Here is a 13,394-nt window from a genome sequence, read left to right on the forward strand (position 1 = left end):
TTTCAGTCCAAGCATAAGTTGGCTGATTCACCGCTATCGGGAACAAGCCCCCTCCTACATTGACCTTATTGCCACATTGAATCACGCAGCGGGCTTGATGCTTTCCTCCACCGGCACATGCATACGATCCCGATTCGCCAGTGTCGGGAACAGTTTTATCCACACTCCGGTTACCACCAGCGTACCGATTCCGCCCATGACCACGGCGGGCACGGTGCCGAACCAGTGCGCAGTGATACCGGATTCGAACTCGCCTAACCACCGGCAAGCGGGTGCGGGAGTTTCCGATCACCCTGGATAAGGTGCTCTGACGCGGTCCAGCAAGCATTGAAGATCCAAACGTGGGAGGGGGCTTGCTCCCGATGGCGGAGTTTCAGTCCAAGCATAAGTTGGCTGATCCACCGCTATCGGGAGCAAGCCCCCTCCCACATTGACCTTATTGCCACATTGAATCATGCAGCGGGCTTGATGCTTTCCTCCACCGGCACATGCATACGATCCCGATTCGCCAGTGTCGGGAACAGTTTTATCCACACTCCGGTTACCACCAGCGTACCGATTCCGCCCATGACCACGGCGGGCACGGTGCCGAACCAGTGCGCAGTGATACCGGACTCGAACTCGCCTAACTGGTTGGACGCGCCGATAAACAGCCCGTTGACCGCACTGACCCGGCCGCGCATTTCATCCGGCGTCTCCAACTGCACGAAGGAGGCGCGAATGACCATGCTGATCATGTCCGCCGCGCCCAGCACCACCAGCACTGCCAGGGAAAACCAGAACGAGGTGGACAGGCCGAAAGCAATGGTCGCCACACCGAACACGCCGACAGCGGTGAACATTACCCTGCCAACTTTGCGGTCCACCGAAAAGCGCGCCAGCCACAACGACATCAACAGTGCGCCCACCGCCGGTGCCGAACGCAACAGGCCCAGGCCCCAGGCGCCGGTCAGCAGGATGTCCTTGGCGAACACCGGCAGCAACGCGGTGGCGCCGCCCAGCAGCACGGCGAACAGGTCCAGGGAAATAGCGCCGAGGATGTCCGGGCGGCTGCGGATAAAACGGATGCCGGCCAGCAGCGAATCCAGGGTGGCCTTGCCTTTGTTCAGCGGGGTCTGGCGGGCCGGCAGGTTGAGGGTCAGCACGCAGGCGATGATGTACAGCACCACCGTGGTGCCATACACCCAGACGCTGCCGAACGCATAAAGCAAACCGCCGAGCGCCGGGGCGACGATGGTGGCCAGTTGCTGGGCCGACTGTGAAGACGCCACCGCACGCGGGAACAGCGCACTGGGCACGATGCTCGGCAGCAGCGCCTGGGTGGTGGGCAATTCAAACGAGCGCGCGGCACCGAGCAGGAAGGCGAGGATAAAAATCATCTCGCGGGTCACGTTGCCGGTCAGGCCGCCGATGGCCAGGGACAGGGCAATCAGCGCCTGTACGGTCTGGCAGATGGCTGCGACTTTGCGCCGCTCGTAGCGGTCGGCCACGTGTCCGGTGTGGAGCATGAACAGCACCCGTGGCACGAACTCCACCAACCCGACCAGACCCAAGTCCAGCACATTGCCGGTCAGTTGGTACAGGTTCCAGCCGATGGCCACGGTGAGCATCTGGAAGCCGCTGGCAGTGAAAATCCGTGCCAGCCAGAACGCGATGAAAGGGCGGTGATGACGCAACAGCAACACGGGTTCACTAGGCATCGGGAATTCGGGTCGAGGCGAGAGGGAGCTGCGAGATTAGCATTAAGTTGTAACAGATAGTTGCTAGAGCTGGGCTGAGGCAGTCTGTCACGCGGCAAAAGACCACATAACTGGACACAGAAAATGGGACTACTCTTTCAGTAATGCTTGATCCAGATCAAAACCTCCGTGGGGATTGATCTGGCGGCCGCAAGGCCAGAATCCCTACGTGGCTGGTAAAAAAAGAAACGAATTGAAATTCGCCACACTCCATATCCGTGGGGGCAGTGGGTGCAGGCTTCCGCCAGCAGCCGGTATTACCTGACAGAGGAAGACTTATGTTCGGTTTGGAGGCGCTAGATCTCGCCCGAATTCAATTCGCGTTCACCATCTCGTTCCACATCCTGTTCCCGGCGATCACCATCGGCCTGGCCAGTTACCTCGCGGTGCTGGAAGGCTTGTGGCTCAAGACCCACAACGACACCTACCGCGACCTCTACCATTTCTGGTCGAAGATCTTTGCGGTCAACTTCGGCATGGGCGTGGTCTCGGGCCTGGTCATGGCGTATCAGTTCGGCACCAACTGGAGTCGCTTCTCGGACTTTGCCGGCGCCGTCACCGGGCCGCTTCTTACCTACGAAGTGCTCACCGCCTTCTTCCTTGAGGCCGGTTTCCTTGGGGTGATGCTGTTCGGCTGGAACAAGGTCGGGCGCAAGCTGCACTTCTTCTCCACCGTGATGGTGGCCGTGGGCACGTTGATCTCGACCTTCTGGATTCTGTCGTCCAACAGCTGGATGCAGACGCCACAAGGCTTTGAAATCATCGATGGCCGGGTGATTCCAACCGACTGGTTCGCCGTTGTCTTCAACCCATCGTTCCCTTACCGCTTGGCGCACATGGCCACAGCGGCCTTTGTTGCCACGGCCTTCTTTGTCGGTTCCTCGGCGGCGTGGCACTTGCTGCGCGGCAAGGACAACCCGGCGATCCGCACAATGCTCTCGATGGCGATGTGGATGGCGCTGATCGTGGCGCCTATCCAGGCGGTGATCGGTGACTTCCACGGCCTCAACACCCTGAAGCATCAGCCGGCAAAAATCGCGGCGATTGAGGGCCACTGGGAAAACAAAGGCAATGAGCCGACCCCGCTGATTCTGTTTGGCTGGCCCGACATGAAGGCCGAAAAAACCAAATACGCGGTGGAAATTCCTTACCTGGGCAGCCTGATCCTGACCCACTCCCTGGACAAACAAGTGCCAGCGCTCAAGGAGTTTCCGCCTGAAGACCGCCCCAATTCGACCATCGTGTTCTGGTCGTTCCGGGTCATGGTCGGCCTGGGTTTCCTGATGATCTTCACCGGTCTGTTCAGCCTGTGGCTGCGTCGCGGCGACAAGATGTACACGTCCAAGCCGTTCCTGTACCTGGCGCTGTGGATGGGCCCGTCCGGCCTGATCGCGATTCTTGCCGGTTGGTTCACCACCGAAATCGGCCGCCAGCCTTGGGTGGTCTACGGGTTGATGCGCACGGCGGATGCTTCATCCGGGCATAGCCTGGCGCAGATGACGATTACCCTGGTGTTGTTCGTGGTGGTGTACTTCGCGCTGTTCGGCGCCGGGTTGGGCTACATGATGCGCCTGGTACGCAAAGGCCCTGTGACCCACGAAAGTACTGAACCGACCCACGGTGGCCCTGGCCAGAAACGCACACCGGCCCGTCCGTTGTCGGCTGCCGATGACGGCAACGATGACGACCACGTCGACATCCAGCACAAGGGGCATTGAGATGGGTATTGATCTTCCGCTGATCTGGGCCGTGATCATCATCTTCGGCATCATGATGTACGTCGTGATGGACGGCTTCGACCTCGGCATTGGCATCCTCTTCCCGTTTATTCCGGGCAAAGTCGACCGCGACGTGATGATGAACACCGTCGCCCCGGTTTGGGACGGTAACGAAACCTGGCTGGTACTCGGTGGCGCAGCGTTGTTTGGCGCCTTCCCGCTGGCCTATTCGGTGGTGTTGTCGGCGCTATACCTGCCGCTGATCCTGATGCTGATCGGGCTGATCTTCCGTGGCGTGGCCTTCGAGTTCCGTTTCAAGGCCAAGGACCACAAGCGCCACCTGTGGGACAAGGCGTTTATCGGCGGTTCGCTGACGGCCACGTTCTTCCAGGGCGTAGCGTTGGGGGCGTTTATCGACGGGATTCCGGTGGTGGACCGCCAGTTTGCCGGTGGCTCACTGGACTGGCTCACACCGTTCACGATGTTCTGCGGCGTGGCGTTGATCGTGGCCTATGCCTTGCTCGGCTGCACCTGGTTGATCATGAAAACCGAAGGCCCGTTGCAGGAGAAGATGCACAACCTGGCGCGGCCCTTGGCATTCGTTGTGTTGGCGGTAATTGGCATCGTCAGTATCTGGACGCCGCTGGCGCACCCGGAAATCGCGACGCGCTGGTTCACCCTGCCGAACCTGTTCTGGTTCCTGCCGGTGCCGATCCTGGTGCTGGTGACCATGTACGGGTTGATCCGCGCGGTGGCGCGTAATGCCCACTACACGCCGTTCCTGTTGACGCTGGTGTTGATTTTCCTCGGCTACAGCGGCCTTGGGATCAGCCTGTGGCCAAATATCATTCCGCCATCCGTATCGATCTGGGACGCGGCCGCACCGCCGCAAAGCCAGGGTTTCATGCTGGTGGGTACGCTGTTCATCATCCCGTTCATCCTGGGCTACACCTTCTGGAGCTACTACGTGTTCCGCGGCAAGGTCACCCACGAAGACGGCTATCACTAGGAGGGTTGTGGCATGTCCGGCAAACCTACGTTGCACGAGATTGAAGAGGGCGAGAAACAGCCGTTGTGGCGGCGTCTGGGGTGGCTGGCGATGATCTGGACCGGCAGTGTGCTGGCACTGTTCGTCGTGGCCAGCCTGATGCGCATGTTCATGAATGCGGCCGGCCTGACCACCCACTGACATCCCGATCCGGGCTTTGCGGCCCGGTTTTCAAGCCCTGCTTTTTCCTTTGGAGAGGCAGGGCTTTTTTTATTTGCGCGCTTTGAGGATGACGAATTTCGGCGTGGCGGCCACTTGCTCGACACCGCGGAACAGTCGCGCCAATTTGCTGTGATAACCCAGGTGGCGGTTGCCGACTATATAAAGCGCGCCGCCCACCACCAGCGCTTCCCGCGCTTGCTGGAACATGCGCCAGGCGAGGAAGTCGCCGACCACTTGTTGTTGGTGGAACGGTGGGTTGCACAGCACCACATCCAGAGAGTCCGAGGCCTGGCCGGCCAGGCCATCGGCAGCACGCACGGTCACCTCCCGTTCGCCGAGGGCGGCTTGCCAGTTCTCAAGGGCTGATTGCACGGCCATGTACGACTCGTCGAGCAAGGTGTAATGGGCGTCCGGGTTTTGCAGCGCGCTGGCAATCGCCAGCACGCCGTTGCCGCAGCCCAGGTCCGCGACGCGCGCACTGCCCAGGCCTTTGGGCAGGTGCGGCAGGAAGGCGCGGGTGCCGATGTCCAGGCCTTCGCGGCAGAATACGTTGGCGTGGTTGAGCAGTTCGATAGCGGGAGTTTCAAGCTGATAGCGCGTTGGGTAGGGCGAGACTGCCGCGGGGCGATCTTCCAGAGTGGCAATCAGCAACCGTGCCTTCTTTACCGCAAGGGAGGCGTGCATCGGCCCGATGTAACGCTCCAGCAACTCACCGGCCGCACGGGGCAGGTGCTTGACCATCGCCCCGGCGATGACCTCTGCGCCCGGTGCCAGTTGGCCTTGCAGGCGGATCAGCTGTTCTTCCAACAGTGCCAGGGTTTTGGGGACGCGGATCAGAACTCGTTCAAAGGGGCCGGTCGGCACTTGGTGGGCAGGCACGAAAGTCACGCCATCAAACGCCTTGCCATTGCGTACCAGGTTTTTCTCCAGGCCCTGGGCGGCGAGAAACGAGTCGCCGCTGGAGGTGACCTGCATCTGGCCTTCAAGACTGGCCGCCAAGGCACCGAAACTATCATTGAGTACCAGCACGCGTGTCGCTGCACTCGGCTGTTGTCCGGCCAGGTGGCTGAGCAGGTATTCGTCGGCCGCATCGAAGGCTTGCAGCGGATCGTTATGTTGCTCTGGCTGGCGGATCAGATCGAGCTGGGCGAAGGGGCTGTCGAGCAGGGGCATGGCGGGGGAGGCTCTGGGTAATCGATGGGCGGCGGCAGTGACCTGCGCAACCGTCTGAGTGAACTACAGGCGGGCCCCCAAGGGGCCCTGCACTCAGAATTGGGCGTAAATGTTACTTTTTTTCTACGGGGATTACATGCGGTGTTTCAAGGGCGGTTAAAACAGCCCTGCTTTCGAGGCACAGAGCACGGCGGCGATCTTGTTGTTGACCCCCAGCTTTTTGAAGCAACTGCAGATGTGAAAGCCCACGGTACGTTCGGAAAGGCACAGGATGGTGGCAATGTCTGCGGCAGTTTTGCCCATGGCTGACCATTTGAGGATTTCGGTCTCGCGCGAGGTCAATTTTTTCGCAGGGTTGATGCTGGGGCTGGCCGCGTAAGTCTGCGCCACAGCCGCATGCATCGCATGGCAAAGCCACAGGACCTGGCCAGCTTTTTCGTAGAGCTCTTCCGGAGTCACGGCACCTTTACTGCGACCCAGGGTAAGCATGCTGAACACACCCTGGAAATCATGCACTGCTTGGGTCCAACCCAGATGCACACCAAACGACTGAGCCAAAGACCATAAGTTGGGTGAGTCTTTAAACGTTTTTTCCTCCCAGACGATGGGTAATACAGAGCGTTTGCAATGCGTTACCACAGGATCAACTTCAAAGAAGTGCGCTTGGTTGTAAAGATTGTTCCACTCATCTGGATAGTTATTGAAGCGAACGGGCTTCGTTCGATTGTTGGGTAGGTGTGAACTCATCGTAAAGGAACAGTATTGGAAGCCGAGTGCGAAGGTGTGGTTGAGGGCTATCTCGAAAAGAGTGGTGGCCTCGCTTTCACCTTCCAGTTTGGGAAGACGTGTATTACGCCAGTTAACCATTGGTAACTCTCCATGTGGGGTCTACAAGACATGGGATACCTCCTGAACTCCCAAATGCACGGAAAGGAGTGTAGGACATTACTTACGGTGCAAGAGGAAAATTTCGCTCTTGAACGCAGGGGGGTTAAGAAGATTTTTTAAGGACGGCAAAAGGGGTGTAACGGCGCTTAGTTGGTTTTTTTCGATTTTTTAGTGAGTTGAATGATCAACTTAGAGTGGGCTTGTAGCTAGAGCAGAGGGACTAATAGCCAATGGGTTGGGTTGCTACTAAATTGCCACTACTTAGGGGCTGCGCGATGCCACTACAAACCACCGGTGTTTCCGTGCGCGACTTTGAGGGACACTAGGGCACCTGTAGAACGGAGCCCCCCATGACGGCCAGTGCTGAGAAATTTACCCGCCAGACCTTGCTCGATGTGCAATCGCTGACCCCCAGCCTGTTTACGCTGCGAACCACTCGCGACCCTGGGTTCCGTTTTACTGCGGGTCAGTTCGTGCGTCTGGGCGTGACCAAGGCGGACGGTACTACGGTGTGGCGCGCTTACTCGATAGTTTCCTCGCCGTTTGATGAGCACTTGGACTTCTTCTCGATTGTGGTCCCTGGAGGCGAGTTCACCAGCGAGCTGAGCCGCCTGCGCGTGGGCGATACCTTGATGGTGGAACGCCAGGCTACGGGGTTCCTGACCTTGAACCGGTTCGTCGATGGCCGTGACTTGTGGATGTTGGCGACAGGGACCGGAGTCGCGCCGTTTTTGTCGATCCTGCAGGACTTCGAAGTCTGGGAGAAATTCGAGCGGATCGTGCTGGTGTACAGCGCACGGGAAGCCAAGGAACTGGCCTATCAGTCGCTGATCAAGGAACTGGGTGAGCGTGAGTACCTTGCCGAGTACGCGCACAAACTGACCTACATCCCACTCGTTACCCGCGAGCACCATCCAGGCGCATTGAGCGGGCGCATTACTACCTCGATTGAAAACGGTGAGCTGGAGCGCGCAGCGGGCGTAGAGCTGAGCCCGGAGCATTCCCGCGTGCTGATTTGCGGCAACCCGCAGATGGTTGATGACACCCGCCAGTTGCTCAAGCAGCGTGACATGCAACTGAGCCTGAGCCGCAGGCCTGGGCAGGTGGCGGTGGAAAACTACTGGTAATAAAAAAGGCGCCTCAAGCAGGCGCCTTTTTTTAAGCCGATTCGGGTTAAAGCGGCTTGTCGTTCTGTGCCTTGAGCAGATCGCGGATCTCCCCCAGCAGCAGTTCTTCCTTGGTCGGCGTCGGCGGCAGGCTAGGTGCTACGGCCTCTTCGCGCTTGAGGCGGTTGATGGCCTTCACGCCCATGAAGATCGCAAAGGCGACGATGACAAAATCGATCACGCTCTGGATGAACTTGCCGTAGGCCAGCACGACGGCGGGAACATCGCCTTGGGCCGCCTTGAGGGTGACCGCCAGGTCACCAAAGTCCACACCACCGATCAACAGACCAATGGGCGGCATCACCACGTCGCCGACAAACGAGGAAACAATTTTGCCGAAGGCTGCGCCGATGATGATACCGACGGCCATGTCGACCACATTACCTTTGACCGCGAAGGCCTTGAACTCACTGATCACGCTCATAGGTTATTCCTTGTTACAGATGAGAAGGGTGAAGCACAGTGTAAGTCAGTCGTATAGGGCTTGTGCGACACAACTGTTAATACTGTTAATTTTAATCGACACATTAAAACGCAAATAGTTTGCAAAGTGCCACCAATCGCGCGCGAAATACTCGCTGTTTCAGTGGGTTACCACATTAATTTCTTAATCGCCCTGGTGGGGTTTTTCTATTTATCTTCTGACTCCCAGGTCACTAGCCTCTGGCAAGCACAACTGAATGTGCACTAAAAAAACCAGAGGAAACCTCGATGAACAACCCAATGAGCCGCAGTCCAGTGCTGGCGCGACATGCGCTGTTGCTGGCGACTGCCAGTCTGCTTTCTCTTTCGGTGCAAGCCGCCAACCTGACGCGAGATAACGGCGCGGCCGTCGGCGACAACCAGAATTCGCAAACCGCCGGCGCCAATGGCCCGGTGCTGCTGCAAGACGTGCAGCTCATTCAGAAGTTGCAGCGCTTCGACCGCGAACGCATTCCGGAGCGCGTGGTGCACGCCCGGGGCACCGGCGCCCACGGCACGTTTACGGTGACTGATAACCTGAGCGACCTGACCAAGGCCAAAGTTTTCGCCGCTGGCGAAGCCACCCCGGTATTTGTGCGATTCTCGGCCGTCGTTCACGGCAACCATTCCCCGGAAACCCTGCGTGACCCGCGCGGTTTTGCCACCAAGTTCTACACCGCTGACGGTAACTGGGACTTGGTCGGCAATAACTTCCCAACTTTCTTTATTCGTGACGCCATCAAGTTCCCGGACATGGTGCATGCGTTCAAGCCTGACCCGCGCACGAACTTGGATGATGACTCCCGTCGCTTTGACTTCTTCTCACATGTACCCGAGGCCACGCGCACGCTGACCGAGTTGTATTCGGACTCTGGCACGCCCGCCAGTTATCGGGAAATGGACGGTAATGGCGTACATGCCTACAAATTGATTAATACCAAAGGCGAAGTGCATTACGTCAAGTTCCACTGGAAGAGCCTGCAAGGCATTAAGAACCTTGATCCAAAGCAAGTCACCGAAGTGCAAGGTCGTGATTACAGCCATATGACTAATGACTTGGTCACCCATATCAACAAGGGCGATTTCCCCAAGTGGGACTTGTATGTGCAAGTGCTCAAGCCCGAAGACTTGGCCAAGTTTGAGTTCGACCCGTTGGACGCCACCAAGATCTGGCCGAACGTGCCTGAGCGCAAAGTTGGGCAGATGGTGCTGAACCGCAATCCGGCGAACGTGTTCCAGGAAACCGAGCAAGTCGCCATGGCCCCGGCCAACCTTGTGCCCGGCATCGAACCGTCGGAAGACCGCCTGCTGCAAGGCCGGGTGTTTTCCTACGCCGACACCCAAATGTACCGCCTGGGTGCCAATGCACTGCAACTGCCGATCAATGCCCCACGGGTCACCGTCAACAACGGTAACCAGGACGGCGCGATGAACTTCGGCAAGACCACCAGCGGCGTGAACTACCAGCCAAGCCGCCTGGAAAACCGCGAAGAGCCGCAAACCGCGCGCTACAGCCAGACGGCACTGTCTGGTAGCACCCAGCAGGCGAAGATTCAGCGCGAGCAGAACTTCAAGCAGGCCGGTGATCTGTATCGCTCATACACCAAAAAAGAGCAGCAGGACTTGATCGACAACTTCGGCGGCTCACTGGCCACCACGGATGACGAGAGCAAGCACATCATCCTCTCGTTCCTCTACAAAGCGGACCCGGCATACGGCACCGGCGTGGCCAAGGTCGCGAAGGGTGACCTGGCCCGCGTCAAGGCGCTGGCTGAAAAATTGACTGACTGACATTGGTGACGGTCGACGCGCCGGTTGGGGCGTCGACCCATGGCAGGAGAAACCCATGCGTATTTCTATCGGTTTGCTGATGGCCATGCTGGCTTTTGTCGCCCATGCCGAATCCCCCGAACCGGCAGCACTCAAGGCACAGTTGCAGGATTATTACTTCGACGCCGCCCGCCGTGGTGACCTCGATATGCTCAACACCTTTATTGAGTCTGGCTACAGCCTCAACACCCAGGACGAAAAGGGCTACACCGCGTTGATCCTCGCCGCCTATCACGGCCAGGGCCGGTTTGTGGAGCGTTTGCTCAGTGCCGGTGCCGACGCCTGTGTACAGGACAAGCGTGGCAACACCGCGCTGATGGGCGCGATCTTCAAAGGCGAGCTGAACATTGCCCAGCGCCTGCTGGCCACCGATTGCAACCCCGACCAACGCAACGGCGCCGGGCAGACGGCCGCGATGTATGCAGGCCTGTTCAAGCGCGTCGAATTGCTTGATGAATTGAAAGCCAAAGGCGCTGACCTCAACGCCGAAGACCCGATCGGCAACAGTGCTTCGCGATTGGCCAGCGGTGAAATCCGGACCCCGGCGCCGCGCTGAGCTATCATCGCGGTTTTTCGGTTGGAGGTTCTCAAATGGCAAAGGCCAAGCGCATGTACGGCTGCACGGAGTGCGGCGCGACCTTTCCCAAGTGGGCCGGCCAGTGCGGCGAATGCGGTGCGTGGAATACCCTGACCGAAACCATGATCGAAAGCGGCGGCGCTGCGGCGCCCACGGGCCGCGCCGGCTGGACTGGGCAGCAGGCGCAGATCAAGACCCTGGCCGAAGTCAGCGTCGAAGAAATCCCGCGTTTCTCCACCGCCTCAGGTGAACTGGACCGTGTGCTGGGCGGCGGCCTGGTGGACGGCTCGGTGGTGCTGATCGGCGGCGACCCTGGCATCGGTAAATCGACCATCCTCCTGCAAACCCTGTGCAGCATTGCCAGCCGCATGCCGGCGTTATATGTGACCGGTGAAGAATCCCAGCAACAAGTGGCCATGCGCGCACGCCGTCTTGGCTTGCCTCAGGATCAGTTGCGGGTCATGACCGAGACTTGCATCGAAAGCATCATCGCCACGGCCCGTATCGAAAAGCCAAAGGTGATGGTGATCGACTCGATCCAGACGATTTTCACCGAGCAGTTGCAATCGGCGCCGGGTGGTGTGTCCCAGGTGCGCGAAAGTGCAGCGCTACTGGTGCGGTATGCCAAGCAGAGCGGCACGGCGATCTTCCTGGTCGGCCACGTGACCAAAGAAGGCGCGCTGGCCGGGCCGCGAGTGTTGGAGCATATGGTCGACACCGTGCTGTATTTCGAAGGCGAGTCCGATGGTCGACTGCGCTTGCTGCGGGCGGTGAAAAACCGTTTCGGCGCAGTGAACGAACTGGGTGTATTCGCCATGACTGACCGGGGACTGAAAGAAGTCTCCAACCCTTCGGCGATTTTTCTGACCCGTGCCCAGGAAGAAGTCCCAGGCAGTGTGGTGATGGCGACGTGGGAAGGCACCCGACCGATGTTGGTGGAAGTCCAGGCATTGGTGGATGACAGCCATTTGGCCAACCCGCGCCGGGTCACGCTGGGGCTGGATCAGAACCGCCTGGCGATGTTGCTGGCGGTGTTACACCGTCATGGCGGCATTCCGACCCACGATCAGGATGTGTTCCTCAACGTGGTGGGTGGGGTCAAGGTGCTGGAGACCGCATCCGACCTGGCCTTGATGGCGGCGGTGATGTCCAGCTTGCGTAACCGGCCTCTGCCGCACGACCTCTTGGTATTTGGGGAGGTCGGCCTGTCCGGCGAAGTGCGTCCGGTGCCGAGCGGTCAGGAGCGCTTGAAGGAAGCGGCCAAGCACGGCTTCAAACGCGCGATTGTGCCCAAGGGCAACGCGCCGAAGGAAATGCCGCCAGGATTGCAGGTGATTGGGGTCACGCGCCTGGAACAGGCATTGGATGCACTTTTCGAATAATTCAGGGATGGACGCGATGCAACGATCGAATCACTGGGGTGTAGTCGCCCTGTTTATCGCCTTGGCCAGCTTGCCCGCCATGGCCTGGGCGGAGCTGCCAACGGGCTATCGCCTGGCGCAAACGCTGGTGACGCCAGAGGGCAGTGTGCTGCAGGTGCTCGAAGACCAGCGCATCAGCCCCCAACTGCACAAGGACAGTTGGGGCAGTGGGCTGGATGAAGACTCGTTCGACGAGCCCGGCGATTTGGTCGAAAACCCGCTACTCGAAGCCCAGGTGCGGTGGGTATCGGCCTCTGGCGAGGTGATAGCTCACGAAGACCTCGGCTACCCCTTGGCCGAGGTCAAGAAAGCCCCGCTCAAAGGGCTGCCCGAGCCTGTGTATTTTTTGACCATCGATCAGACCGCCCCCATGGGCAGCTACAGCGGGCCTGCCACGCAGTTACTGCTGCCCGGCAAGCAGCAACTCAAGCCGTTGAGTTACCAGGGCGCCGACGGCAAAGTCCATGCGCTGACCCTGGCTCATACCGGCAAGGCTGCGTGGATGATCGCAACGCCAGCCAACGGCGGCGCGGATGAACTGCTGCAGGTGTCATCATTTATGGACGGTGACGGTGAGGATGACTTTGCCACCCGTTATCAGACCTATCGGTTTGTCGACGGGCAGTGGCACGGCGCCTCAAGTCAGAAGAAGGGTTACTGGGACATGGAAAGTGATTTTCCCGCACGTAGTGCGTTCCCCTGAGCCATCACACTTCCAGCAGCGCGCCCAGCTCTCGCTCCAGTTCCTCCTGATCGCCTAGGTTCAACTCGATCAGCCGCCGCAAGTGGCTGATCGAGTCCAGGTCGATGTCTGTGCACACAAACCCCAGTTGACCTGCTGCTTCGTGGGTTAGCCGTACTTGCATCTTTATATGCGCCTTGGGATCCAGGCGTATGTCGACCGCGAACGGCAGCGCCTTATTTCCCTTCCACTCTTCAGGCCGTTGCACCAACAGGCCCTTAAGCGATAAATCCACCAATTGCACAGGCCATTCGTTGCCGTTTTGCCGAAGTTCGGTCTTGGCATCAAAGGCAATCCGGCGAAAACGGCGACGATCAGACGCTTGCTCGGTCATGGTGAAACCCTCTGTGGATAAAAGGATTGTAGCCCTGCGCCATCATTGGGCCGTTTTTTCTGGTTTTTTCTTCGTTGCAAGGCTCTAGACCAACGTAGGGGGGTGGCCTTTAAGGCCAACAGCGCTAAACTCCG

13 protein-coding genes and 1 pseudogene are annotated in these 13,394 nt (G+C 59.0%); 8 read left to right on the forward strand and 6 right to left on the reverse strand.

Annotated elements, in window-relative coordinates:
• Window positions 1-81: 81 nt before the first annotated feature.
• Together CKW32_RS28190 and CKW32_RS24820 are read right to left on the reverse strand one after the other, a co-directional pair.
• A pseudogene (locus CKW32_RS28190) lies at window positions 82-258 on the reverse strand (MFS transporter); the annotation flags it as partial.
• Window positions 259-452: 194 nt separating this feature from the next.
• On the reverse strand, window positions 453-1,700 hold the full coding sequence (locus tag CKW32_RS24820) for an MFS transporter (protein ID WP_095186237.1): 1,248 nt from the start codon (window positions 1,698-1,700) through the stop codon (window positions 453-455).
• A gap of 317 nt (window positions 1,701-2,017) precedes the next feature.
• Here CKW32_RS24820 and CKW32_RS24825 point away from each other — a divergent pair, with 317 nt between their 5' ends.
• Genes CKW32_RS24825 through CKW32_RS24835 form a run of 3 tightly spaced genes read left to right on the forward strand, consistent with a single transcriptional unit; the run spans window position 2,018 to window position 4,646 of the window.
• The gene (locus tag CKW32_RS24825) at window positions 2,018-3,457 is read left to right on the forward strand and encodes a cytochrome ubiquinol oxidase subunit I (RefSeq protein ID WP_032884659.1); all 1,440 of its coding nucleotides are present in this window, start codon (window positions 2,018-2,020) and stop codon (window positions 3,455-3,457) included.
• Window position 3,458: 1 nt separating this feature from the next.
• Window positions 3,459-4,466, forward strand: a complete 1,008-nt coding sequence (gene cydB / locus CKW32_RS24830; RefSeq protein WP_032884660.1) for a cytochrome d ubiquinol oxidase subunit II — start codon at window positions 3,459-3,461, stop codon at window positions 4,464-4,466.
• Window positions 4,467-4,478: 12 nt separating this feature from the next.
• Window positions 4,479-4,646 (forward strand): DUF2474 domain-containing protein, encoded by a 168-nt coding sequence (locus CKW32_RS24835; protein ID WP_081797589.1) that lies wholly within the window; start codon window positions 4,479-4,481, stop codon window positions 4,644-4,646.
• Window positions 4,647-4,715: 69 nt separating this feature from the next.
• Here the strand turns inward: CKW32_RS24835 and CKW32_RS24840 are convergent, their stop codons facing one another.
• Both CKW32_RS24840 and CKW32_RS24845 read right to left on the reverse strand, forming a co-directional pair.
• A complete protein-coding gene (locus tag CKW32_RS24840) occupies window positions 4,716-5,840 on the reverse strand; it encodes a methyltransferase (protein WP_095186238.1) in 1,125 nt (374 codons plus the stop codon).
• Window positions 5,841-5,996: 156 nt separating this feature from the next.
• Window positions 5,997-6,707 carry a LuxR family transcriptional regulator gene (locus tag CKW32_RS24845; protein WP_095186239.1) on the reverse strand — a complete coding sequence of 237 codons (711 nt, stop codon included), beginning with the start codon at window positions 6,705-6,707 and terminating at the stop codon, window positions 5,997-5,999.
• A gap of 371 nt (window positions 6,708-7,078) precedes the next feature.
• Here CKW32_RS24845 and CKW32_RS24850 point away from each other — a divergent pair, with 371 nt between their 5' ends.
• On the forward strand, window positions 7,079-7,855 hold the full coding sequence (locus CKW32_RS24850; RefSeq protein ID WP_095186240.1) for a ferredoxin--NADP reductase: 777 nt from the start codon (window positions 7,079-7,081) through the stop codon (window positions 7,853-7,855).
• Between the two features lie 46 nt (window positions 7,856-7,901).
• Here the strand turns inward: CKW32_RS24850 and mscL are convergent, their stop codons facing one another.
• Entirely contained in the window at window positions 7,902-8,318 is a 417-nt protein-coding gene (gene mscL / locus CKW32_RS24855; RefSeq protein WP_032884664.1) for a large-conductance mechanosensitive channel protein MscL, read from the reverse strand.
• A 287-nt stretch (window positions 8,319-8,605) separates the two neighbouring features.
• On the opposite strand from mscL, the gene katB reads away from it, so the two are divergent.
• The 4 genes from katB to CKW32_RS24875 are packed head-to-tail and all read left to right on the forward strand — an operon-like array spanning window position 8,606 to window position 12,887.
• Window positions 8,606-10,147, forward strand: coding sequence for a catalase KatB (gene katB, locus CKW32_RS24860; protein WP_032884665.1), 1,542 nt, complete (start codon window positions 8,606-8,608; stop codon window positions 10,145-10,147).
• 55 nt (window positions 10,148-10,202) lie between these two features.
• Window positions 10,203-10,742: an ankyrin repeat domain-containing protein gene (locus CKW32_RS24865; protein WP_032884667.1), complete on the forward strand. Its 540-nt coding sequence runs from the start codon at window positions 10,203-10,205 to the stop codon at window positions 10,740-10,742.
• A 35-nt stretch (window positions 10,743-10,777) separates the two neighbouring features.
• Window positions 10,778-12,145, forward strand: coding sequence for a DNA repair protein RadA (radA, locus tag CKW32_RS24870; protein ID WP_032884669.1), 1,368 nt, complete (start codon window positions 10,778-10,780; stop codon window positions 12,143-12,145).
• Window positions 12,146-12,161: 16 nt separating this feature from the next.
• Complete coding sequence (locus tag CKW32_RS24875; protein WP_095186269.1) at window positions 12,162-12,887, forward strand: hypothetical protein; 726 nt, start codon at window positions 12,162-12,164, stop codon at window positions 12,885-12,887.
• Window positions 12,888-12,891: 4 nt separating this feature from the next.
• Here the strand turns inward: CKW32_RS24875 and CKW32_RS24880 are convergent, their stop codons facing one another.
• Window positions 12,892-13,260 (reverse strand): PilZ domain-containing protein, encoded by a 369-nt coding sequence (locus tag CKW32_RS24880; protein WP_095186241.1) that lies wholly within the window; start codon window positions 13,258-13,260, stop codon window positions 12,892-12,894.
• Window positions 13,261-13,394: the final 134 nt, after the last annotated feature.

This window comes from Pseudomonas sp. Irchel 3H9, assembly GCF_900187495.1.
Lineage (GTDB): Bacteria > Pseudomonadota > Gammaproteobacteria > Pseudomonadales > Pseudomonadaceae > Aquipseudomonas > Aquipseudomonas sivasensis.

Excerpts from the sequence above, each read along its gene's own strand:
- CKW32_RS24820 (WP_095186237.1), bottom strand. The coding sequence starts at position 1,700 with ATGCCTAGTGAACCCGTGTTGCTGTTGCGTCATCACCGCCCTTTCATC.
- CKW32_RS24825 (WP_032884659.1), top strand. The coding sequence starts at position 2,018 with ATGTTCGGTTTGGAGGCGCTAGATCTCGCCCGAATTCAATTCGCGTTC.
- cydB (WP_032884660.1), top strand. The coding sequence starts at position 3,459 with ATGGGTATTGATCTTCCGCTGATCTGGGCCGTGATCATCATCTTCGGC.
- CKW32_RS24835 (WP_081797589.1), top strand. The coding sequence starts at position 4,479 with ATGTCCGGCAAACCTACGTTGCACGAGATTGAAGAGGGCGAGAAACAG.
- CKW32_RS24840 (WP_095186238.1), bottom strand. The coding sequence starts at position 5,840 with ATGCCCCTGCTCGACAGCCCCTTCGCCCAGCTCGATCTGATCCGCCAG.
- CKW32_RS24845 (WP_095186239.1), bottom strand. The coding sequence starts at position 6,707 with ATGGTTAACTGGCGTAATACACGTCTTCCCAAACTGGAAGGTGAAAGC.
- CKW32_RS24850 (WP_095186240.1), top strand. The coding sequence starts at position 7,079 with ATGACGGCCAGTGCTGAGAAATTTACCCGCCAGACCTTGCTCGATGTG.
- mscL (WP_032884664.1), bottom strand. The coding sequence starts at position 8,318 with ATGAGCGTGATCAGTGAGTTCAAGGCCTTCGCGGTCAAAGGTAATGTG.
- katB (WP_032884665.1), top strand. The coding sequence starts at position 8,606 with ATGAACAACCCAATGAGCCGCAGTCCAGTGCTGGCGCGACATGCGCTG.
- CKW32_RS24865 (WP_032884667.1), top strand. The coding sequence starts at position 10,203 with ATGCGTATTTCTATCGGTTTGCTGATGGCCATGCTGGCTTTTGTCGCC.
- radA (WP_032884669.1), top strand. The coding sequence starts at position 10,778 with ATGGCAAAGGCCAAGCGCATGTACGGCTGCACGGAGTGCGGCGCGACC.
- CKW32_RS24875 (WP_095186269.1), top strand. The coding sequence starts at position 12,162 with ATGCAACGATCGAATCACTGGGGTGTAGTCGCCCTGTTTATCGCCTTG.
- CKW32_RS24880 (WP_095186241.1), bottom strand. The coding sequence starts at position 13,260 with ATGACCGAGCAAGCGTCTGATCGTCGCCGTTTTCGCCGGATTGCCTTT.